Genomic DNA, 20,213 nt, shown 5'->3' on the forward strand with positions numbered 1-20,213 from the left:
TGTGGTGGTCAAGTAATCCTGGACACTTTTTCCGCTTTCCACTTTTTCTGCATGGTGACTTCGTATTCGGCGGGCGGCATGTTGCCGGCCGCCGAATGCAGCCGCTGCTGGTTGTAGAACGTCAGGATGTAATCAGTGACATCCGTCTTTGCTTCGAGATAGCTCCGGTACGGACGCAGCCTGACCCGCTCGGTCTTCAGGCTGCGGAAGAAACGTTCTACTACCGCGTTATCCCAGCAGTTGCCCTTACGACTCATGCTCTGCGTGATCCCGTTCTGGCTGAGGAAGTATCGGAACACATGGCTGGTGTACTGACAGCCCTGATCCGAATGGAACATCAGCCCTGAGGCGGGCCGGCGCACGTCCAGCGCCAGTCGCAAAGCGCGTATCACGAGGTTGGTGTCGGGCGAGGCCGAGCAGGCCCATCCGACCACACGCCGCGAGAACAGGTCCATCACGACGGCCAGATACAGCCAGCCTTCCTGCGTCCAGACATACGTCACATCCCCGGCCCAGACCCGATTGGGCATTGCGACATCGAATGCCCGCTCCAGCAGGTTAGGCGCCAGCGTCGCGGTGGCGCCTCCCTTCGGATACTGATGGGTGCGCGCCACACGGACCTGCACACCGGCTTCGCGCATCAGGTTGCGGGCGCGATGTCGTCCCGCGTTGTGACCGCGCCGGCGCAGTTCCTGCGACATGCGTCGACTGCCACACGTCTGGTCGTACTGCGCGTGAATTGCACACACTTCACGCAGTGCCATCTGTCGCTTCGGATGCGGGCGGGCACCGCGCGCCTTCCACGCGTAGTAACTGCTGCGCGCCACCCCCACAGCCCGGCAAACAGCCGCTACCGGATAAGCCTTCCCTGCGCGCTGGATCACTTCGTATTGCGATCCAGTTCCTTGACAAAGAAGGCTGTGGACTTTTTTAAAATGTCGCGCTCCCGTTCCAGTTCGGCCACCCGCCTTTCCAGCTCCTGAATGCGGGTCTGGGCAGGCGTCGAGCCTTCCTTTGGTGGCTCCGTCACTGCACCGTGTGGCAGGCGATCACCCATCCAGCGGCGCAACGCCGTCTCGCCAATTCCCAGCGCCCGCGCGGCCTTCGTGACCGTGTAGCCCTGCCGCAGCACCAGATCGACCGCATCTTCCTTGAACTGCTTCGAGAATTCCCGTCTTCCCATCTGACACCTCTCTGTCTGGATATAAGTCTACCTTTTGAGGTGTCCAGCTTTATTAGGCCACTACAGCACCTACTTTTCTTTGCCTGCCGCAAAGAAAAGTAGGCAAAAGAAAGCGGCTCACACCGCCAGCTCATAAGTGGGTACCCCGCGCAGCCACGGTAGTGGTGCATCTGGAATCTGTGTTCTCGCACATTCCGCCCCGGTGACAAGGGCATCATACTTCCGGCGGCGCTGCGCGCGCCGTGGCGGTTGTTCAACCACCCTCCTGTGCGCCCCTTCTTGCGGTTATGCTCGCTTCGCCGATGCGTAGTTCGACGGTGTAATCCCCAGCAATCGGACAAACGCCCGCGTCATGTGGCTCTGGTCCGCAAATCCGGCGGCAGCCGCGGCTGCGGCCAGGTTCGCTCCGCCGGCGATCAGTTGTCGCGCAAGCATCACCCGGCGCTGCATCCGGTAGGCGTGCGGCGGAAGTCCCGTCTCCTGCGCGAAGCCGCGTAGTAACTGAAAACGACTCATACCACTGTCCGCCGCCAGATCGGCTAGCGTGAGCGGTGACGAAGGGTCGTCGTCGATGCGAGCCCTCGCTCGCGCAATCGGGCTCAATGACGGTAATAGTCGCGAACGTCCATTCGCGCTCGCGTGCGTTCGGATCAGATACCCAAGCAATTCGAGCATCGCCTCCTCCCGCACCAGATCGTCCGGTACGGTTTGCGCTTCGACCGCTACCGCGAACACGCGCTCGAACAAGCTCTTCAGCAACGGATCGTGTATCGCAGGTTGCGTCAGTTCGACCTCGTGCGCAGCCGCACCGCTCAGCTCGACCGCAACATCGGCCAGCATCGAAGGCTCGAAGTACAACATGCGCCATGCCCGGCCGCGTTCGTCAAGCGGGCTGCCGTCATGCACCTCCCCCGGATTCACCATGATCGCATCGCTCGCCCGCGCTTCAACCACGCCGCGCCCACTCGACGATCGATGCCCGCCAGCCACGATGACGCCAACACCGAACCGGTCGTGCGAATGGCGCGGAAACGAATGCGCCGTTTCGGCTACCGTCGCCTCAACGCCGGCAATCGCACAACGAGGCATGTGAACGCGGCCGTGCGGCATGGTTCGCCTTGTCAGAAATTAAGGAGCGTGCGGCGCGGCACAACAGGCGCGAATGTACGCGGCGAAAACGGGCCGTGAGTTGCCAGTCGAATGGCAGCGCGCCACGCTACGCTGCAAAGCACAAGTTGACAGGCAAGCCGCCCCGCTCATCAGCCTCGCCCCTCGTCCGTGCGGTCGCTCTCCCGGATCTTGCCCTGTGACACGCTGCTGCCCGGCGGCACACTATGCGTCAGCCACACGTTGCCGCCAATCACCGAACCGCGACCGATGGTCACGCGGCCGAGAATCGTCGCGCCGGCATAAATCACGACGTCGTCTTCAACGATCGGATGGCGCGCGTTGCCCTTGATCAGCGTGCCGTCAAGGTCGGCCGCGAAGCTTTTCGCGCCGAGCGTCACGGCCTGATAAACGCGCACACGCTCGCCGATGATCGCGGTCTCACCGATCACGACGCCCGTGCCGTGGTCGATAAAGAAACTCGGCCCGATGGTCGCACCCGGGTGAATGTCGATGCCCGTCGCGGAGTGCGCAATCTCGTTGATGAAGCGCGCGAGCAAGGGCACGCCGAGGCGATGCAGCGCGTGCGCAAGACGGTGATGCGTCATCGCCCATACGCCCGGGTAACACAGCAGAATTTCCGTGATGTGCTGGGCGGCCGGGTCGCCAGTGAAAGCGGCCTGAATATCGCTCACCAGCAATGCGCGAATCCCGGGCAACTGCGTGCCGAATTCCCGCGCGACCTCGTACGCACGCGCCTTCAGATCCGCATCGGGCGTCTCCCCGAACTCGGGCAGAAAGCGCAAGGCGCGCCGGATCTGTTCGGCAAGCAATCGCAACGTGCTTTCGAGTGTATGGCCAACGTAATAGTCGACCGTTTCGTCAGTCAGATCGGGAGCGCCGTAGTGCGTCGGAAACAGTGCCGCACGCAAGCCGGTGACAATGGCGACCACCGCATCGCGCGACGGCAGTTCGCGAATGCCGAGCGGATGCCGCGTGCGATGCAACTCCTCGCGCGAGGCGCGCAAGTCCGCAACGATCTGTTCGAGGCCCCAGTTGGGGGAAGGCACGTTAGGCATAAAAGGACAGCGCCGTACGCCAGGTACGGTTCAGAGTGATTGTCCCAAGAGATTACCGCGTTTTGCCGTGGCCCGCGCAACGCGGCGCGGCTGCCCGGCATGCCGGATGCTTCAGATGGTCACGCTGCTCGCGTCGATCCAGCGCACCGCCCAGTCGCGCGCATGGGCAATAGCGGCGACTTCGTCAGGAAAACGCAAGTCGGTGGGGAAAAAACGGTTGGCGACCAGTTCGCCGTCGCTCGAGCGGGAGATGACTACATAAGGTTGCCAAGTACCATCGCCCGCGCGCGCCGGCGCGCAGTTCAGCAAATAGCCGCGATGTGTGAATGCAGCTTCGAAGTGCATGTGTCACCCGCCCTGACGGCCCCGTAAGATGTTCTGAGTAGCGCGTTTGCCCATTGTCGGCCATGTAAAAACAACCGGACGCATGTCGTCAACGCATGTCGTCAATTTAACCGCGCTTCACTTGTCGGAGTAAGATCATACTCTGTAGAAAATAGGCGTCCATTAAAAAAAACGAAAGGATTGCCGGACGCAATCGCGAGGCGAAATGCCCGCATACATCAGTGCACATAAGCGCGAGGCAAGCGCGGCACGCGCAGTACAAACTCACCGCACAACAAAATCGTGCGGAGCAGGAACGGGTTTTGCCGCACTTCAACCATGTCCTCTTCAACGGAGAATGCATGATGAACAGCGATATCAACAAGCCAGCAGGCGCCAGCCAACAACCGCGCACCAGCGGCCCTCGCACGACGGAGCTGCACAACGACCGCACCCACGACAGCACGGTCGACACCGACGGCAAGAACCTCGAAGCCGCCCGCATCGCGGGCCACAGCCCGATCTCGCCCGACGAAATCACGACGAGCAACGCCACCCTGATCAATAGCGTGCCGGAGGCGCACGACGGTATGGCCGGCTTCGACAGCCGGGTTGGCGGCAATCACCTGCTGCTGGCGCTCGAACCCGGCTGCACGGTCATCGACAAGGGCATGGTCGAGCCGCAAGGACCCGATTCAGCCGACGATCCGTTCGACGATCCGCACTCGATCCGCAGCCGTCGCGAACGCGGGCGCATTCACTACGCCCTTAATCATTTACGACCCACTCGCGTAATCGAATTACATCGGTCGAAATAAATATTGGAAGCACGGACGCCGCGGACACGTCGAGCACTGCGCGTATTCGTTTGAATTGGCCCGTTTCCATCGATTACTCAGTCCATTCCCAAGCGCGCGCCGTTTGAATGACGGCGCGCGTCCCGTCACGGATTGGAAACTCCGGGTTGCAAGTCCTGCAAGCCGAACAGGCTATTTCCGCTCGCCGAACGCCGACACAATCGACGTCAGATTCACCACCCAACGGAGCAGCGAATGAAAAAGATCGTCGTGATCGGCGCCACGGGCACGGTCGGCCAGGCAGTGAGCGCAGCATTGAAAGCGCGCCATGAAGTCATCGAAGTGGGCGCGACGCGCGGCCAGTATCGCGTCGACAGCACGGACCCGGCCAGCATCGAGCGCCTCTTTGGCGAGATCGGCAAGGTCGACGGCGTCGTCACCGCCACCGGCAAGCTGCATTTCGGCCCGCTGCCGGAGATGAGCGTCGAGCAATTCTGGGTTGGTCTGCGCGACAAGCTGATGGGTCAGATCAACGTCGTGCTGGGCGCCCAGCAGTACGTGAACGACGGCGGCTCGTTCACGCTGACGAGCGGCATTGTCGGCGACGAGCCGATTCGCGAAGGCGCGAATGCAACCACCGTGAATCTGGCCCTGGAAGGTTTCGTGCGGGGCGCCGCGATCGAGTTGCCGCGCGGCATCCGCATCAACGTGGTGAGCCCGACGGTACTGACCGAAGCGCTCGATGCGTATGCCCCCTACTTCCGCGGCTTCGAGCCGGTGAGCGCCGAACGTGCCGCGCAGGCCTATCTGCGCAGCGTGGAAGGCGCGCAAACGGGCCGGGTGTATCGCGTGGGGTATTGAACGCTCAGCAGGCTCGTTGAATCCCGGGCTCTGCGCCTGCGTGCGCCCTCGTTCGCCTGTGCCGCTTTGCGCACCCCGGCACCGGGATTCAGCAGTTCAGCGCTTCTGCTCTTTCACGCGGGACACGATCTGCGTCGGGCTGACGAACTGCAGTGCAATCAGCACCCAGATCAGCGTGATCGCCATGTAGATCATCGCCATCGCATCGATCGACTGCGGGGCGCGCACACCGGTTGAAAATACCGCGTAGTACAACGCGACCACGAGCGTTTGCGTGGCCGGCCCCGCTGTAAAGAATGTCAGCTCGAACATGCCGATAGTGCGCACCAGAACGAGCAAGCCCGCGGCCAGCATGCCGGGTACCAGCAAGGGCAGCAGCACGTAGCGGAAATAGCGGAACGTGTTGGCGCCGAAAATGCGTGCCGCCGCTTCGAGATTGGGATCGATCTGCTCGATGAACGGGGTCATCACCAGGATCACGAACGGCAGCGCCGGCACCAGATTCGCGAGAATCACGCCGCCCAGCGTGCCCGCGAGACCGACTTTGTACATCACGGTCGCCATCGGAATGCCGTAGGTCACGGGTGGCACCATCAAAGGCAAAAGGAAAATCAGCATTGCCACGCGCTTGCCCGGAAACTGCACGCGGGCGAGCGCATACGCCGCGGGCACACCGAGCAGAACCGACAACACCACCACCGCCCCGACCACTTCGACCGTGACCCACAACACGCTCGCCAGTTGAAAATCGCTCCACGCCTGCGCGTACCAATGCAGCGTAAAACCTTGCGGCAACAAGGTGCCGAACCAGCGGGTCGCGACCGAGTTCACCGCGACCGTCGCAATCAGCAACACCACGTTGACGAGGAAAAACACCATCGCCCCCCACACCAGCACAAGCCAGATGCGGCCCGGCACACTGGCGCGCTGCTTCATGCGCTTGCCGGGTTGCTGTGCGCCGTCGTGGTTTTCGTTCGAGTCGGACGCGGACCACGCAGCATGCGCGGCGCGCTGATCGGCAGCCATCAGCCTTTGCCTCCCGTCGTCGGACCGCGGTAGAAGAAGCGGCGCGCGCCGAGCATGGCGGCAACCACCAGAAGCTGCACGAAGCCCATCACCATCGCGATTGTGGAAGCGAGGGAATAGTCGTAGCTTTCGAACGCCGCTTCGGCCGCGGCGATCGACATCACACGCGTGGGCCCCGCCGGCACCCCCAGCAGCACCGCAGACGGAAACACCGAGAACGCCTGCACGAAAGACAAACACGCGGCCATCGTCAAACCTGGCACCAGCAGCGGCAGATAGATGCGGCGAAACTGCTGCCACGGACTCGCGCCGAGCGTGGCGGCAGCGCTCGGGAGCGTCGGATCGATGCCGGTCACGTATGACAGCGTCAGCAAAAACGCAAACGGAAAACCCGACACGATCAGCGAGATCAGCACGCCCCAGAAGTTATGCGTCAAGCGCACTTCGTCGGTATAGAGATGCAGGCCTTGCAACGCCTGCGGAAACCAGCCGTTCGGGCCGAAGTACGTGAGCATGCCGTCGGCGATCAGCACGGTGCCGAGCGTGACGGGAATCACCAGCAGCGTCGTGATGAGCTTCTGATAAGGCGAATTGCGGCGCAGCGCGAACGCCACGGGAACCGACACGCCGACGTTGATCAGCGTAGCGGGCACAGCGAGCTTGAGCGTGACGAGAATGGTCGGCCACATCGACGTATCGGTGAAGAACGTCAGATAGTTGGCCCACAGGCCGCCGCCGTTCATCGGTTTGAACGACAGCATCAAGCCGTACGCGAACGGATAGATGAACAAAGCGGCGATGAAAATCAGCGCCGGCGCAACCAGCCACGCTTTGGCGTCGCGCGGCGCAACGGATGCGCGTGGCGGTGACAGCGTGGGTGTGTTCATGCGGCCTCTGCGTCATAGACCAGCGTGCGCGACGGCGGCACGCGCAGACTGATGCGCTCGCCCTCTTCGAATTCGCCAGCGATGCGTGCCCACAAATCGCCGAACGCGGTCTTCACCCGCAGCAGGGAATCGTGGCCGCCGTATTCCACGGTGGTGACCAGCGCGTCGAACGCGTTTCCCGCGTCAGGTGCTGCACGCTCCATGTCCTCAGGGCGCAACGCGACGCTCACGCGCTTGCCGTTGAAACCGTCCATGGGCGTCCCGATCAGACGCACGCCGTTCGCGCTCACCGCGACCCCATCGCCCTGCGTGCCTTCGAGCACGAATTCGGCCACGTTGCGATAACCCATGAACCGCGCGACATGCAAGTTTCGTGGCCGCGTGTAGACCTCTTTCGGCGTGCCGATCTGCTGCACCACGCCCTCTTTCATCACGACGATACGATCAGCCATGGACAGCGCTTCGTCCTGATCGTGCGTCACATAGAGCGTCGCGCGTTCGAGTTGGCTATGGATGCGGCGAATTTCCGCGCGCATTTCAATGCGCAGTTTCGTATCGAGATTCGACAGCGGCTCGTCCATCAGAATCAGCGGCGGTTCGATCACGATCGCCCGCGCAATCGCGACACGCTGCTGCTGACCGCCGGATAACTGTCCGGGCAGCTTGCGCTCATGCCCGACCAGTTGCACGAGCTGCAGCGCTTCACGCGCCCGGCGCATGGCGTCGCTCTTGCCGACACCGCGCATCTTCAGTCCGAAGCCGACGTTGTCGAGCACGCTCATATGGGGAAACAGCGCATAGTTCTGGAACACCATGCCGAAGCCGCGCTTTTCCGGCGGCAGCACGTCGATGCGTTTATCGTCGAGCCAGATGCCACCCCCGCTCAATGGCTGCAAACCGGCAATGCAATTGAGCGCCGTCGATTTACCGCAGCCCGAAGGTCCGAGCAGCGCGATGAATTCGCCACGCCGAATGTTCAGATCGAGATCCTGCAAAGCCGCGACCGCCTGCCCTTCCGCATTCGTGAAACTGCGGCTCACCGAATCGAGCCGCAACTGCTCAAAGTGATGCTTCATGGCGGTTTCCTGATACGCGTGACGCTTGACGCACGAATCGCGGCGGCAGGCTGAGAGCGGATACGCGTGTTAATTCGCGGCCTACTTGGTCTTCTGCGCGCCGATATCGCTGTCCCACTTCTTGAAAGCCGCGACCATCGCGGTGGCGTTCAGCGGTAAAACATGCGGACGCTCGGCCAGCAGCTTCGCGTATTCCGGCCGGCCGTATTTCTTCAGCACATCCTGGCTGTGCGCGGGCGCCTGCTCGATGCTCACGCCCTTGATTGCCGGCCCCGGGTAGAAGTAACCGTCGTCATAGGTCATGGCCTGCTGCGCGGGCTCGAGCATGAAGTTCATCAGCTTGTAGAGCACGTCGAGCTTTTCCTTCGGCACACCCTTTGGAATCACCATGTAGTGCGCGTCGTTCACCCACGTCATGTTGTCGAATGCCTGCACACGAAAATCCGCCGGCACGATGCCGAGCGCGCGCGGATTGATATCCCATCCGGTGACCGTCACGGTCATATCGCGTGAGCCCTCACCGAGCTCTTTCATCACGGCCGAAGTACCGCCCGGATAGTAAGGAATGCAATCGTTCAACTGCTTGAGAAAGGCCCACGTCTTGTCCCAGCCGTGAACCGGATCTTGCGGATCCTTGTCGCCGAGCACGTAAGGCAAGCCCATCAGGAAGGTGCGGCCCGGACCGGAGTTCGCCGGCCGCGCGTAGATCAGCTTATCCGGATGCGCCTTGCACCATTGCAGGAGTTGCGCAGGCGTTCTGGGTGGATCGCTGACTTTGGCGGGGTTGTATTCGAGCAAGGGACCGGCCGGCATATACGCGACTTCGAGGCCATAGCCCTGTGCGAGATCCTGCATCTTGCGCGGACCGGGCGCGTATTTATCGAGCACGCCGGGAAAAGCCGCCGCATTGTCCGGCAGCAGTTTCATCCAGAGATTCTGCTCGATGCCGGCGGCCAGTGCGTCAGTGCCGGTCAGGACGAGATCGATGTCGGAACGCCCGGCAGCCTGCATCGCCTTGATCTTGCCGGGCAACTGCGGCGCGGGCGCGTTGGTGAACGTGAGGTTGGCGACGAGATTGGGATACTTCGCCTTGAAGGCCTCGAAACCCTTCTGGGTGAGTTGAAGATCGCCGGCCACATCGACGATATTGAGCGTTACCGGATCGGCCGCGTGAGCGGCGGGTGCAAACGCGGCGCTTGCCACGAGCGTTACGGACACCAGCCTGAGCGCCAACCTGCCTGAAACAGTCATTGCGTCTCCTCGCTTCCCGGTATGAAGTCCGCCGGCCCGATGCGCCCTTGGCGGTGTCTTTCTTCTACCAATGGAACATAGCGAAGCGTAACTGCCGATGTCAAGCAAATACTCACCACGGCACTTTGCCCGTCAATCAGCCCGTTTTGGCGAGGAATCCTTGTAGTTCAATGGGTTGCGCAGTTCGTCCAAGGGCAAACCCGAGGTCAGCACGCGGGCTGAATAGCGAGTTGTCAGGCAACATACGCTACCGCAGCCCAACGCCTGGTGTATTCAGCCGCCCTGGACGCCCTGCGTATTCACGTAGAGCGAATACAAGCCGTGACTCGCCGCCATGAACAAGCGGTTGCGATGGCGCCCACCGAAGCACACGTTCGCGCAGCGCTCCGGCAACGCAATGTGGCCGATCGGCTCACCTTGCGGCGTGAAAACGCGCACCCCGTCGAGTTCGTCGGTGCCCATGCCCCAGCCGCACCAGAGATTGCCATGTGTATCGACGCGAAAGCCATCGGGTGTCCCTGCGCCCGCGTCGATCAACACGCGGTTGTTCGACAGCACGGCGCTATCGCCACTTATGTCGACATCAAAAGCACGAATCTTGCGCGGCTCGCCTCGCGATTCGACGATGTACAGCACCGATTCGTCCGGCGAAAACGCGAGACCGTTCGGGCCCAGCACGTCGTCGGCGACCACGGTCACTTCGCCGGATTGACCGTCGATGCGGTACACGCATGCAGGCAACTCCGATTCCTGCTGTTCTCCCTCATAGAAGCCGTCGATGCCGAAGGTCGGGTCGCTGAACCAGATCGAACCGTCCGACTTCACGACCACGTCATTCGGCGAGTTGAAGCGCTTGCCGCGATAACGCTCGGCGAGCACCGTAATCGAACCGTCATACTCGGTGCGCGTGACGCGCCGCGTCAGGTGCTCGCAACTGACAAGCCGGCCCTGGCGGTCGCGTGTATGGCCGTTCGCATTGTTCGACGACTGGCGAAACGTGGTCACGGCGCCGTTCGTTTCGTCCCAGCGCAGGATGCGGTCATTGGGAATGTCGCTCCACAGCAGATACCGGCCGTCGCCGAACCAGACCGGTCCCTCCGACCAGCGTGTGCCTTGATACAGGCACTCGACAGAAGCGGACGCCACGATCAACGATTTAAAACGCGGGTCGAACAGGCGAATGGAGGGATCGGGATAGCGTCGGCTGGTGTCGGTCATGCTTGGGCTTTGGGTGATGAAGGTTGATGGGGGGCAGCAAGCCAACGCCGGCCAGCAGGACCCGCGCCGCACGACAGATCTTCGCATGATGCTCGGACAGCGTTGAACTGCATAGTAGCGCCTCGCAATGCTGTCAGACAACCTGTGCACAGGCGATGCCGCACAAGCCCGACCCGAGGCCGATAAGGCTAAGGGGAAGTTGCCAAAGCCGGCTAGGCGCTTTTGTATGACAATAGCGCATGGCCGGTACGAGTGAATGATGGCAGGCGAGGCGGGAATTGACGATCGGGAAAGCGGAGTCGTTTCGCCTGGAATCCGGATAAATGTCGTTCAGGGGTTTGACGGTAATGTTGCCAATCAGAAGCATCAAAACCTGCACTACGAGAAAATTACCCACTTTTTCGACCCGTGAATGTTAATCGGGTCAAAGAAATCCGTTATAAAGAGCGATTCGTTCGCTTCTTTGCAGAACCCGCGCTGGTGCTGTTTCTTTAGAAATCGCGCTCGGCTTGCGGAATAATTTTTAGTGATAGATTGTGAAGATAAAAACAGCCGGGCGGATCACCGCACCGCAATTAACCGCAACGGGATGTTTGCGAGTCTGAGAGAACACAAATTGTCGCTACATTTTATCGAGGAAATGGCGCCACTACTGAACGCCGCGGATGAAGCGGAATGGTTCGGTGCGATTGCGGGCCTTGCAGAAACGTGGGGCTTCGACAAGCTGTTGATCGCCATGTTGCCGCGTCCGACCATTCGCCTCGAAGATGCCTATGTGCGGAGCACCTACGCGCCAAAGTGGCGACGCACGTACGACGAACAGGGTCTCGTCCACATCGACCCGACAGTCTCGCATTGCGCAACGCGTGCCACGCCGCTGATCTGGTCGCCCGACATTTTCAGCACGGCACAGCAACAGTCGATGTATGAGGAAGCCCGCTCGCACGGCCTGCGCGCCGGTGTCACTTTGCCGATTCATGGACCAAACCAGGAAGCCGGCATGATGTGCTTCGTCAACGACAGCAATCCGTCCGACGCATTCTGGCGCCATGTCAACGTTGCATTGCCAAATCTGGTGTTATTGCGCGATCTGGTGATCGATACCAGTCAGCGCCATTTGAATGCGCACACCCAGACCTTATTGCCCAAGCTCACGCCTCGCGAACGCGAGTGCCTGAAATGGACCGCGCGTGGCAAATCCACCTGGGAGATCTCCCATATCCTGAACTGTTCGGAAGCCGTGGTGAACTTCCACATGAAGAACATCAGGACGAAATTCGGTGTGAATTCAAGGCGCGCGGCGGCCGTAATCGCCGCGCAGATGGGGCTTATTGACCCGGGTTGAGCAAGGCGGCGGCGTCACGGCTGTACAAGACCCGTTCAGCCCGGCCAAGATCCGCGTCCGAAACCGTTTTGGTGAAATAGAGGCCCAGCAGGATCGACACGGGCGCCGGGATCTCCGCGCCCGATTCGAACCGGCTGCCACGCGATTGCGTCACGCCAAAGCGTGCCCAGAAGCGGCGCTGACTCTCTTTTTTCTTCTTGCGGTAGGCAATGATCAGAACCCGATCCACCACCGATGAAGGCTCCGCCGAGCGGCTTTGGACGGAGGGTTGCACCTGCCAGTGATTGTCGAGAAGTTCCATTTTTTCGGTCCGGTCGGTTGAGTGCTGAGGCTTGTCTTGAATTCTGCGTTATCCGATTAGCATCCACACCTATCCAGGTAGGTAGGTGGCAGAGCGATTCAAAATGCATAAGTTTTCTTGCGTATTGGGTACCCCAACACGTTCAGGAGAACGCCATGCAAACAGCGATTCGGATTGGAATGCGGCAGGAATTTGACAATGCGGACATCAATGAGATGTACCGCTTGCGGGCCCGGGTGTTCCATGGGCGGCTCGGATGGGACATCCCGACTATTGCGGGCATGGAGATCGACGGCTACGACGCCCTTGGTCCGCACTACATGCTGATTCAGGGCGACGACCGGCAGGTGCGGGGCTGTTGGCGTCTGATGCCAACCGAAGGGCCGAATATGCTGAAAGACACTTTCCCGCAGTTGCTGCATGGCGCGGACGCACCGGTCGGGCGGCATATCTGGGAACTCAGCCGGTTCGCAATCGAAACCAGCGGCGAGGAGCAGTCGTTCGGCTTTGCCGACCTGACCATGCAGGCGATTCACGAACTCGTGACATTCGCCGACCGGATGGGCATCACGCGTTACGTCACGGTGACCACCACGCCGATTGAGCGGCTGCTGCGTAAGACCGGTATCGATATCAGCCGGCTCGGATCACCTCTGCAGATCGGCGTGGAGCGGGCCGTGGCGCTGGATATCGCCGTCAGTCCGAAAACCCGCACCGCCCTGTTCGGGCCGATGGCCGTCGCCGCCTGATGCTCCGACATGATATTCGGCGCGGGGCTACGGTTGCCGCTTGTTGGGATGCCGTTTCCTGGCGTCTTTTGGTGCTAACTGGGTGTTATCTGGTGTTGCCTGAACACGACAGACGAGCGGCGAGCGTCTAGTTGCGATCCTTCAGGAAGATGCGCGGGATGTCATGAGCCGAACATCCGTTCGAGCGCATTTTCGAGGTGCGCCCGCATCGCCCTCGCCGCGGCGGGACCGTCCTTGCGGCGGATCGCCTCGAGCACGGCCAGATGTTCATCCTGCACCAGCCGTTGCCGCTCCACCGTCTTCACGAGCGACAGATTACGCGACAGGTTCATGCTGAACAGAATCTGTTCCTCGATGAACGACATGACCGTGATGAAAAAAGGATTTTTCGACGCGCGCGCCACCGCCAGGTGGAACATGAAATCGTCCTGCGCACCGATGCCCCGTGTTTCTATGATGCGCTCCAACTGATCCCACGCATGCTGGATCGCGTCGATGTCATCGGCGTCGGCTTTGAGCGCCGCCTGCTCGGCAGCGCCCGCCTCGGTCACGATGCGAAATTCATAGCAGCGGCGGATGTCAGACAGCGTTTCGAGCGGCGCAAAGCGGCGCACATCGGGGTCCGGGCGGCGCGCAACCGTGGTGCCCGAGCCGTGCCGCGTCATGATGATCCCGTCCGCCCGCAAGCGCGCGAGCGCCTCGCGCACGGTCGGCCGTGAAGTCGCGAAGCGTTCGGCCAGTGCGTGCTCGGTCGGCAGCCGCTCACCTTCCTTGTACTCGCCTTCAAGAATGCGATTCAGGATGTCGCCGTAGATCTTGTCGGGCAAGCCCGTCGTTTTGCGCTCGTTCATCAGCGGGACTGAAGCAGCTTGTCTGAATAGGTTCCGATTGTAAGGCAAACCTCACGCCATGCCCCGGCTGGACGCTGCGTCATGGCTTGTCCGAAATGCCGCAAACGCATGCGGCGCGGCGCTCGTTGCCTGAAGCATTGTTATCTCAGAATTTGACAAGTGTTTGATTTACATCCTGTGTCGATGCATCTTTTTCAGCGATCATTTAAGCTCGCATCGTAATCCAATTGTCAACGAGCCCGGCCGGCCGAACGGCTGCGGCACTCAACCCCTTCAGACGCGGAGTCGATATGTACACACGCATCCTTGTAGCCGTCGACGGCAGCCATACCTCGCGCCGTGCGTTCGACGCAGCGCTCGCACTCGCGAAGTCCACCGGCGCCGTCATGCAACCGCTCTACGTCGTCGAAAACACGCCGATGTATTTCGAAGCGCCAGGCTATGACCCTTCCGTTCTGCGTAACCGCCTCGTCGAGGAAGGCAAGGAACTCGGCGCGGAATTCGCGGCGGCCATGGCTGCGCAAGGCGTCAAGGGTGAACTCGCCGTGGGCGAAGCTTCTTCGCTCGACGACGTTTCAGTGGTCGTACTCAAAGCTGCCGCTGACTTCAACGCCGATCTGCTGGTGATGGGCACGCATGGCCGCCGTGGTTTTCAGCGCCTGATTCTTGGCAGCGTCGCGGAGCGCTGCGTGCGCCAGGCGACCTTGCCGGTGCTGCTGATTCCATCCGCGGCAGGCAAATCCGGCGACAGCGCCTGAACATGTTGAGCGACATACATGGCCGTTGTATGCGCTCACCGTCATGGTCGGTACATACCGCGCGCTATCCCTAAAATGCGGGCCGAGCAGGGCGGCGAGGATACATAGCAGTCCGTAACCACAAGCAGCAACGCGAGGGTGACGTCGCTCAAGAGGCCTAACTGCGTTAACGCGTCATTTTGTCGCTAAACGGGGAGCATGGGCGGTGGGACAATCAGTCATCACCCTTACAAACGGCTGAAAAACATGCTAACTCCTACCGCTGTGACCCGCTCGGCCGGCACTGCCGAATCCACTGTGATTTCGTCGCCTGCGCGTGGCGCCCGTCGTGCCGCGCCGGTGAGGGCAACCGCGCGCACCGCCGCTCGCTGTTCGAGCTGTGCGATGCGGGCGCTCTGCATGCCGCAAGGCCTGTCGCCAGACGAACTGCCCAAACTCGAAGCCCTTATTTGCACCGCGCGCTCGGTGCAGCGCGGTGAAGCGCTGTATCGCAGCGGCGATCGTTTCGACAACATTTATGCGGTGCGGTCCGGCTCCATGAAAACCGTCATGGCGCACCGTGACGGCCGCGAGCAGGTCACCGGCCTGCGCCTCGCCGGTGAAGCACTCGGGCTCGACGGCATGAGCGATGACGTGCACGCATGCAGCGCCGTCGCCCTCGAAGACAGCACCGTTTGCATTGTTCCCTACCCTGCCCTCAAGTCCCTGTGTCGCGAAATCAACTCGATGCAGGAGCGCCTGCACAAACTGCTGGGTGAGCAGATCGTCCGCGAAGCCGGGCAAATGATGGTGCTCGGCTCACTTTCGGCCGACGAACGCGTGGCGGCATTTCTGCTCGATGTGTCGCAACGCAACGCCCAGCGTGGTTATTCGTCGGCGGAATTCAACTTGCGCATGACCCGGGAGGACATGGGCAGCTACCTGGGAATGACGCTCGAAACTGTGAGCCGCACCCTGTCAAGATTTCAAAAGCGCGGTCTAATAGATACACAGGGCAAACATATCCGCATCGTCGACCTGGAAGGCTTGCAGAAGGTGTAAGCCATACGCGCCGGAGCTGGCCCGCGCCGCCGCGTCCCGGTCCATTCGCCTTTAGGCGCGCATTCGCCTTGGCATAGCTCCTGCGAGCGGGTACAGTCTTTAGTCCGTCCCCCGCAAGGAGACCCGGCGAAATGAATCGCGACCCCGCCCCGCATCACCCGCTCGTCCAGCGCCTGATTGATGCGCGTCAAGTGACTGACGCGCTGTTTTCCATCGTCAAACCCGAATTCCTGTATGACCGGCCGATCCGTGAGCGCCACCGGATCGTGTTTTATGTCGGCCATCTGGAAGCTTTCGATCGTAACCTTTTCGATCAGCGCCTGTGCGATCTGCCTGCATTCGATCCGCACCTCGACCAACTGTTCGCTTTCGGGATCGATCCCGTCGACGGCGGCTTTCCGACCGATCAACCCAGTGACTGGCCATCGCTCGACGCCGTGCGCGGCTACGGGTTGCGCGCCCGCGAACAGATCGATCGTGAACTCGATGCGCTGAGCGACTCGGCGCGTGTCGGGCACGAGGGCATGCAAACCGGCGCGGCCGAGCAGTTACTGAACGTCGCGATCGAGCATCGTCTGATGCATGCTGAAACGCTCGCGTACATGCTGCATCAGCTGCCGCTTGCACAGAAGGTCGCCCCGTCGTGCGAGGCGGTCCATACCCGTGCCGAACCGCGTGAGGCGTTGTCCTCGATGGTCAGCGTGCCGGCTGGCACCACGGTGCTCGGCATGGCACGCGAGAGTGGCCGTTTTGGCTGGGACAACGAGTTCGGCGAACTGCGCGTCGACGTGCCGGCGTTCGAGATCGATCGCCACATGGTAACGAACAGCGCATTTTGCGAGTTCATCGAGTCAGGTGGCTATCGCGAACCGAAATGGTGGACCGACAAGGATTGGGCTTGGAAAGAAGCGGAACAAATCGAGCATCCGGCCTGCTGGTCGCAGCCAACCGGAAGCGCTCAGAACAGCGGCTGGATGCTGCGCACGATGTTCGACGAAATACCGCTGCCGCCCGACTGGCCGGTGTACGTGAGTCATGCCGAGGCCAGCGCCTACGCGCGCTGGGCCGGCAAGGCGCTGCCCAGCGAAGCACAATGGCAACGCGCGGCACACGGTGCGCCGCACGCGGCGTCGGGCAATTTCGATTTTCGTAGCTGGAACCCTCAGCCGGTCGATGCGCATCCCGACAACGTCAGCGCATTCGGCGTGGAAGGTCAGTTCGGCAATGGCTGGGAGTGGACCTCGACCGTGTTCGACGCCCTGCCGGGGTTTGAAGCCTTTCCGTTTTATCCGGGTTACTCCGCCAACTTTTTCGATGGGCAGCATTACGTGCTCAAGGGCGGCTCGGCGCGCACCGCGCAATGCATGTTGCGGCCGGCTTTTCGCAACTGGTTTCAACCGCACTATCAATATGTGTACGCGGGATTCCGGTGTGTGAAAGATTGACGAATAAAGCGTAAGTTGACGGCGCTGGGCGTACACGCCCAGCGCCGAGGTTCACCCGGTTATTGCGAACCCATTCGGCGCACGGTCATCTCATTGCGCCCGAACTTCGATGGAAACGCGCCTGTCCGGTTGCAGGCAATCGATGACAGCCCTGCTCCCACCGTCCGGACATTGCGTTGTTGAATCGCGGGAGCCCACGCCTGTTGCATGAATCAACTCACCGTTCAGCCCATGATCGATCATGTACTCCCTTATCGTCTGGGCACGCGCGAGAGACAACGGCTGGTTGACCGTTTCAGGCCCAAGACGGTCGGTATGGCCTACAACCGAAATGGACTGAACGCCGCTGCGCTGCTTGATACGCGCGATAACCTCGTCGAGGCTCGCCGCCCCACCCGGCAACATCGAAGCGCGGCTTGATTGCCCGAACGCAAACAGCGCATCGCTTTGCAATGCGAATTGCGCGACCGTTGGCGCCTCGGCTGCGGCCGGCGGTGAAGCCGCTGCAACCGGCGTATCCGGCGCCTCGCCGCATGCGAATGTGAGCCGTCGCGTGACATCGGCCTCGTCACTATCCGGCAGCAGGCGTCCAACTTTCTGCACCGGGCGAACCGGTTCTCCGTGACATATCCGCTCGGCGACTTTCATACAGGTAGCAGGTCCTTCGAATATCCCGTGACATTCGACCTGATGAAGCCTGGAACCGTCCGCGGCCGTAACCGTATAAGCATTGAACGTCGGCCCGGAAGCGCTCGAACATCCCGCAAGAAAAACCAGGCTAAGCGATAAACGGTGCTATTCGAATCGGAAGCTACCGAGCCCTGCCCGCCCGCCGAAGAATTCGGACCCGTGGACGCGGGTGAAGAACCCGGGGTGGACGAGAAGGGGGCACCGCCGCCGCCCCCGCTTTGGTTATTGATCAGCGTGGTCAACTGCGTGGTGACTGCGGCAAGCTGACTTACGTTCACCGCGTCGGTTCCGGCCTTGCCGGCAGCCACACCGGTGATCTGCCGATTGCCGATATCGACCTCGCCCGCGGCCGAATGCGATTGCTGGCCGATCGCGACACCGCCGGGCGCCGTTGCATCGACAACCGCTCCGTCGCCGATACCGACACCGTTGTCTCCGTTGACAACGGTCGTCGATCCGACCGCGATCGACTGCGAACCCGCCGCCAACAAATCGGCCGCCGGCGAATTCGCGTGAAAATAGTTCGTGCCCGACCGGAATGTCTTCGGTGCAAACCAGTGAGGTGCGCTCGCGCGGTATCGAGCTGAGCACGGTCGGAAACGTGACGCGCGAACTCTCCGTGATCGCGTCGTACATCTATCAGGACGTGAAGAATGTAAAGGCAAACGACGCGTCGCTGAACAACTGGCCGGTCGACATTCCTCGCCCTCGCCAGATGGCGTCGCTGTGGACCGACTGGGCATCGCATACGGGAGCGCTCGCCGGCTTCGGGTTGGGAGGTGGCGTCCGCTACCAGAACGCGTCCGCCGGTGCGCCGGACAACTCGCTGACAGTTGCAAGCTATGTGCTGTACGACGCGGCACTGCACTACCAGACCCGCAACTGGCGTTTCATGCTGAATGCGGCCAACCTGTTCGACCGCCACTACATCAGCGGTTGCCAGTCCTATTCGGTCTGCGCATTCGGCAATGGGCGAACGCTGCTAGCCAACGCGAAGTACACCTGGTAGCAAGACGTTCGTCCACTCAAAAGCGATGCCGGATGCCGCCGGCAATCAGCAACTGATTGCTGCCTGTGGACGGAGCCGCCGTGTTAATGACCGCGGGCGCGCCCGACGATGCACGCTGATAGAGCGTCTCGACATACGTATCGGTACGCTTCGAGAGCTGGTAGTCAGCCTGCAACGCGCCCTGGTGCCAATGCGCACCCGAGCCCTTCGTGTACGTGTACATGCCGGCCAGCGACACCGCAGGCGTCAACTGGTACACGCCGTTCACTTCATAGTTGCTGAATCCAATCGACGGAGCGGACGCTCCGGAGTCGGCGTTGCGCACACCGCTATACGTGGAGCGCGACCACGCCGCCCCCAACGTGAAGCCGCCAATCGCATAGTTTGCCCCCACGCCGTAGGTATTCTGCGTCTGCACGCTCGCCTGGAACACGTCACGGTCGACGCCCGGCAGCGCGACTGTGTCGTATGCACCGCCTGCCGTGTTGCCCCGGCCATTGCCATGCAGCCAGGCCGCGCCCGCGCTGAACGATCCATTCTGATAGTTCGCGCCCACGCCGTACGCGCGGTTGTTCGCGAACTGGCCGGCACCATTTGAGAACGCATACATGCCGCCGAAACTGAAGCCGCCGAACGTCGGGCTCGCATACCTAACCGAATTGCGAGCCAGGTACGAGTTGTTGGCGTTGTCGTTGTCAAACGGATGAGCGAATGCTGTCCCGCCGCTGGCACCCGTTAGCGTGAACGGCGCGAAGTAATCGTGAATCGAATCGTACTGGTGGCCCAACGTGACGGTCCCGTACCCATCGTTGCCAAGGCCGACGTAATAAGGATGATCGTTCAGCGCGGCACCTGTCTGTGCCGAGAACCCTCGTTCAAGGCGGAAAATCGCCTTGTTTCCGCCACCGAGATCCTCCGAACCCTGCAGGCCCCAGTAGCTCCCGTCGATCAGTCCCGAGGTTGCCTGATACTGGGCATGACCGCCGACGTTGCTCAAATACGCGAGACCCGCATCGATTTCTCCATACAGCGTTACGCTGCTTTGTGCCTGTGCATACCCGCTCGCCAGCGCGAGAATTGCCATGCAAATCGAGACGCGGATGAAGGACGTGTTTTTGTTGTTCGACATGCGGAAAGCCTTTTTTAAATTGATCAGTTAAACGAATGGTGATCCGAGCCACGGACCACACCGCATTGCCGCCGGCCCCTGCCGGC

Annotated in this window: 20 protein-coding genes and 2 pseudogenes; 8 read left to right on the forward strand and 14 right to left on the reverse strand. The window is 61.3% G+C overall.

The annotated features are described in order from the left end of the window. Positions 1–8: 8 nt before the first annotated feature. From HWX91_RS23290 to HWX91_RS23305, 4 genes are all read right to left on the reverse strand, one after another. Positions 9–1,183 (reverse strand): IS3 family transposase gene (locus HWX91_RS23290; RefSeq protein ID WP_244144125.1). Its coding sequence is split into 2 segments (ribosomal slippage): positions 9–925 and positions 925–1,183, totalling 1,176 coding nucleotides; the frame shifts between segments, so codons are not numbered across the junction. 285 nt (positions 1,184–1,468) lie between these two features. Further along, positions 1,469–2,272 carry an AraC family transcriptional regulator gene (locus HWX91_RS23295; protein WP_244144126.1) on the reverse strand — a complete coding sequence of 268 codons (804 nt, stop codon included), beginning with the start codon at positions 2,270–2,272 and terminating at the stop codon, positions 1,469–1,471. Positions 2,273–2,442: 170 nt separating this feature from the next. Continuing rightward, entirely contained in the window at positions 2,443–3,369 is a 927-nt protein-coding gene (gene epsC / locus HWX91_RS23300) for a serine O-acetyltransferase EpsC (protein WP_028194945.1), read from the reverse strand. Positions 3,370–3,480: 111 nt separating this feature from the next. Beyond that, a complete protein-coding gene (locus tag HWX91_RS23305) occupies positions 3,481–3,714 on the reverse strand; it encodes a hypothetical protein (RefSeq protein ID WP_028194946.1) in 234 nt (77 codons plus the stop codon). A 344-nt stretch (positions 3,715–4,058) separates the two neighbouring features. Here HWX91_RS23305 and HWX91_RS23310 point away from each other — a divergent pair, with 344 nt between their 5' ends. Continuing rightward, positions 4,059–4,511, forward strand: a complete 453-nt coding sequence (locus HWX91_RS23310; protein WP_028194947.1) for a DUF3005 domain-containing protein — start codon at positions 4,059–4,061, stop codon at positions 4,509–4,511. Between the two features lie 234 nt (positions 4,512–4,745). After that, the gene (locus HWX91_RS23315; RefSeq protein WP_028194948.1) at positions 4,746–5,351 is read left to right on the forward strand and encodes a short chain dehydrogenase; all 606 of its coding nucleotides are present in this window, start codon (positions 4,746–4,748) and stop codon (positions 5,349–5,351) included. Between the two features lie 96 nt (positions 5,352–5,447). Here HWX91_RS23315 and HWX91_RS23320 read toward each other — a convergent pair whose 3' ends face one another. The 5 genes from HWX91_RS23320 to HWX91_RS23340 all read right to left on the reverse strand — a co-directional run bounded on the left by HWX91_RS23320 (position 5,448) and on the right by HWX91_RS23340 (position 10,809). Continuing rightward, a complete protein-coding gene (locus HWX91_RS23320; protein ID WP_028194949.1) occupies positions 5,448–6,377 on the reverse strand; it encodes an ABC transporter permease in 930 nt (309 codons plus the stop codon). After that, positions 6,377–7,264, reverse strand: coding sequence for an ABC transporter permease (locus HWX91_RS23325; protein ID WP_042274128.1), 888 nt, complete (start codon positions 7,262–7,264; stop codon positions 6,377–6,379). The genes HWX91_RS23320 and HWX91_RS23325 overlap by 1 nt, the downstream gene beginning before the upstream one ends. Further along, complete coding sequence (locus tag HWX91_RS23330) at positions 7,261–8,340, reverse strand: ABC transporter ATP-binding protein (RefSeq protein WP_028194951.1); 1,080 nt, start codon at positions 8,338–8,340, stop codon at positions 7,261–7,263. The genes HWX91_RS23325 and HWX91_RS23330 overlap by 4 nt, the downstream gene beginning before the upstream one ends. An 81-nt stretch (positions 8,341–8,421) precedes the next feature. Next, on the reverse strand, positions 8,422–9,591 hold the full coding sequence (locus HWX91_RS23335; RefSeq protein ID WP_028194952.1) for an extracellular solute-binding protein: 1,170 nt from the start codon (positions 9,589–9,591) through the stop codon (positions 8,422–8,424). A gap of 273 nt (positions 9,592–9,864) precedes the next feature. Further along, complete coding sequence (locus HWX91_RS23340; RefSeq protein ID WP_028194953.1) at positions 9,865–10,809, reverse strand: SMP-30/gluconolactonase/LRE family protein; 945 nt, start codon at positions 10,807–10,809, stop codon at positions 9,865–9,867. A gap of 640 nt (positions 10,810–11,449) precedes the next feature. Between HWX91_RS23340 and HWX91_RS23345 the strand changes: the two genes are divergently transcribed. After that, a complete protein-coding gene (locus HWX91_RS23345; protein ID WP_028194954.1) occupies positions 11,450–12,154 on the forward strand; it encodes a helix-turn-helix transcriptional regulator in 705 nt (234 codons plus the stop codon). Here HWX91_RS23345 and HWX91_RS23350 read toward each other — a convergent pair. Further along, positions 12,138–12,455 carry a helix-turn-helix domain-containing protein gene (locus HWX91_RS23350; RefSeq protein WP_028194955.1) on the reverse strand — a complete coding sequence of 106 codons (318 nt, stop codon included), beginning with the start codon at positions 12,453–12,455 and terminating at the stop codon, positions 12,138–12,140. The genes HWX91_RS23345 and HWX91_RS23350 overlap by 17 nt on opposite strands. 155 nt (positions 12,456–12,610) lie before the next feature. Here HWX91_RS23350 and HWX91_RS23355 point away from each other — a divergent pair, with 155 nt between their 5' ends. Beyond that, complete coding sequence (locus HWX91_RS23355; protein WP_028194956.1) at positions 12,611–13,204, forward strand: acyl-homoserine-lactone synthase; 594 nt, start codon at positions 12,611–12,613, stop codon at positions 13,202–13,204. Positions 13,205–13,365: 161 nt separating this feature from the next. Here the strand turns inward: HWX91_RS23355 and HWX91_RS23360 are convergent, their stop codons facing one another. Further along, complete coding sequence (locus HWX91_RS23360) at positions 13,366–14,055, reverse strand: FadR/GntR family transcriptional regulator (RefSeq protein WP_028194957.1); 690 nt, start codon at positions 14,053–14,055, stop codon at positions 13,366–13,368. Between the two features lie 290 nt (positions 14,056–14,345). Between HWX91_RS23360 and HWX91_RS23365 the strand changes: the two genes are divergently transcribed. The 3 genes from HWX91_RS23365 (at position 14,346) to HWX91_RS23375 (ending at position 17,299) form a co-directional block, all read left to right on the forward strand. Further along, entirely contained in the window at positions 14,346–14,813 is a 468-nt protein-coding gene (locus tag HWX91_RS23365; RefSeq protein ID WP_028194958.1) for a universal stress protein, read from the forward strand. 246 nt (positions 14,814–15,059) lie between these two features. Then, positions 15,060–15,854: a helix-turn-helix domain-containing protein gene (locus HWX91_RS23370; RefSeq protein ID WP_244144133.1), complete on the forward strand. Its 795-nt coding sequence runs from the start codon at positions 15,060–15,062 to the stop codon at positions 15,852–15,854. Between the two features lie 131 nt (positions 15,855–15,985). Continuing rightward, entirely contained in the window at positions 15,986–17,299 is a 1,314-nt protein-coding gene (locus tag HWX91_RS23375) for an SUMF1/EgtB/PvdO family nonheme iron enzyme (protein ID WP_028194960.1), read from the forward strand. A 90-nt stretch (positions 17,300–17,389) separates the two neighbouring features. Here HWX91_RS23375 and HWX91_RS23380 read toward each other — a convergent pair whose 3' ends face one another. Beyond that, the gene (locus HWX91_RS23380) at positions 17,390–17,947 is read right to left on the reverse strand and encodes an OmpA family protein (protein ID WP_081832953.1); all 558 of its coding nucleotides are present in this window, start codon (positions 17,945–17,947) and stop codon (positions 17,390–17,392) included. A 143-nt stretch (positions 17,948–18,090) separates the two neighbouring features. Continuing rightward, positions 18,091–18,522 (reverse strand): annotated as a pseudogene (locus HWX91_RS23385) (adhesin); the annotation flags it as partial. On the opposite strand from HWX91_RS23385, the pseudogene HWX91_RS23390 reads away from it, so the two are divergent. Continuing rightward, positions 18,456–18,998: pseudogene (locus HWX91_RS23390) on the forward strand (TonB-dependent receptor domain-containing protein); the annotation flags it as partial. The pseudogenes HWX91_RS23385 and HWX91_RS23390 overlap by 67 nt on opposite strands. Positions 18,999–19,014: 16 nt before the next feature. On the opposite strand, the gene HWX91_RS23395 reads toward HWX91_RS23390, so the two are convergent. Further along, complete coding sequence (locus HWX91_RS23395) at positions 19,015–20,127, reverse strand: porin (protein WP_028194963.1); 1,113 nt, start codon at positions 20,125–20,127, stop codon at positions 19,015–19,017. Positions 20,128–20,213 lie beyond the last annotated feature (86 nt).

The sequence above is a fragment of the Paraburkholderia fungorum genome, from assembly GCF_902833645.1.
GTDB lineage: Bacteria > Pseudomonadota > Gammaproteobacteria > Burkholderiales > Burkholderiaceae > Paraburkholderia > Paraburkholderia fungorum.

Excerpts from the sequence above, each read along its gene's own strand:
- HWX91_RS23380 (WP_081832953.1), bottom strand. The coding sequence starts at position 17,947 with ATGAAAGTCGCCGAGCGGATATGTCACGGAGAACCGGTTCGCCCGGTG.
- HWX91_RS23320 (WP_028194949.1), bottom strand. The coding sequence starts at position 6,377 with ATGGCTGCCGATCAGCGCGCCGCGCATGCTGCGTGGTCCGCGTCCGAC.
- HWX91_RS23340 (WP_028194953.1), bottom strand. The coding sequence starts at position 10,809 with ATGACCGACACCAGCCGACGCTATCCCGATCCCTCCATTCGCCTGTTC.
- HWX91_RS23330 (WP_028194951.1), bottom strand. The coding sequence starts at position 8,340 with ATGAAGCATCACTTTGAGCAGTTGCGGCTCGATTCGGTGAGCCGCAGT.
- HWX91_RS23345 (WP_028194954.1), top strand. The coding sequence starts at position 11,450 with ATGGCGCCACTACTGAACGCCGCGGATGAAGCGGAATGGTTCGGTGCG.
- HWX91_RS23360 (WP_028194957.1), bottom strand. The coding sequence starts at position 14,055 with ATGAACGAGCGCAAAACGACGGGCTTGCCCGACAAGATCTACGGCGAC.
- HWX91_RS23355 (WP_028194956.1), top strand. The coding sequence starts at position 12,611 with ATGCAAACAGCGATTCGGATTGGAATGCGGCAGGAATTTGACAATGCG.
- HWX91_RS23350 (WP_028194955.1), bottom strand. The coding sequence starts at position 12,455 with ATGGAACTTCTCGACAATCACTGGCAGGTGCAACCCTCCGTCCAAAGC.
- HWX91_RS23315 (WP_028194948.1), top strand. The coding sequence starts at position 4,746 with ATGAAAAAGATCGTCGTGATCGGCGCCACGGGCACGGTCGGCCAGGCA.
- HWX91_RS23375 (WP_028194960.1), top strand. The coding sequence starts at position 15,986 with ATGAATCGCGACCCCGCCCCGCATCACCCGCTCGTCCAGCGCCTGATT.
- HWX91_RS23395 (WP_028194963.1), bottom strand. The coding sequence starts at position 20,127 with ATGTCGAACAACAAAAACACGTCCTTCATCCGCGTCTCGATTTGCATG.
- HWX91_RS23370 (WP_244144133.1), top strand. The coding sequence starts at position 15,060 with ATGCTAACTCCTACCGCTGTGACCCGCTCGGCCGGCACTGCCGAATCC.
- HWX91_RS23335 (WP_028194952.1), bottom strand. The coding sequence starts at position 9,591 with ATGACTGTTTCAGGCAGGTTGGCGCTCAGGCTGGTGTCCGTAACGCTC.
- HWX91_RS23325 (WP_042274128.1), bottom strand. The coding sequence starts at position 7,264 with ATGAACACACCCACGCTGTCACCGCCACGCGCATCCGTTGCGCCGCGC.
- epsC (WP_028194945.1), bottom strand. The coding sequence starts at position 3,369 with ATGCCTAACGTGCCTTCCCCCAACTGGGGCCTCGAACAGATCGTTGCG.
- HWX91_RS23310 (WP_028194947.1), top strand. The coding sequence starts at position 4,059 with ATGAACAGCGATATCAACAAGCCAGCAGGCGCCAGCCAACAACCGCGC.
- HWX91_RS23295 (WP_244144126.1), bottom strand. The coding sequence starts at position 2,272 with ATGCCTCGTTGTGCGATTGCCGGCGTTGAGGCGACGGTAGCCGAAACG.
- HWX91_RS23305 (WP_028194946.1), bottom strand. The coding sequence starts at position 3,714 with ATGCACTTCGAAGCTGCATTCACACATCGCGGCTATTTGCTGAACTGC.
- HWX91_RS23365 (WP_028194958.1), top strand. The coding sequence starts at position 14,346 with ATGTACACACGCATCCTTGTAGCCGTCGACGGCAGCCATACCTCGCGC.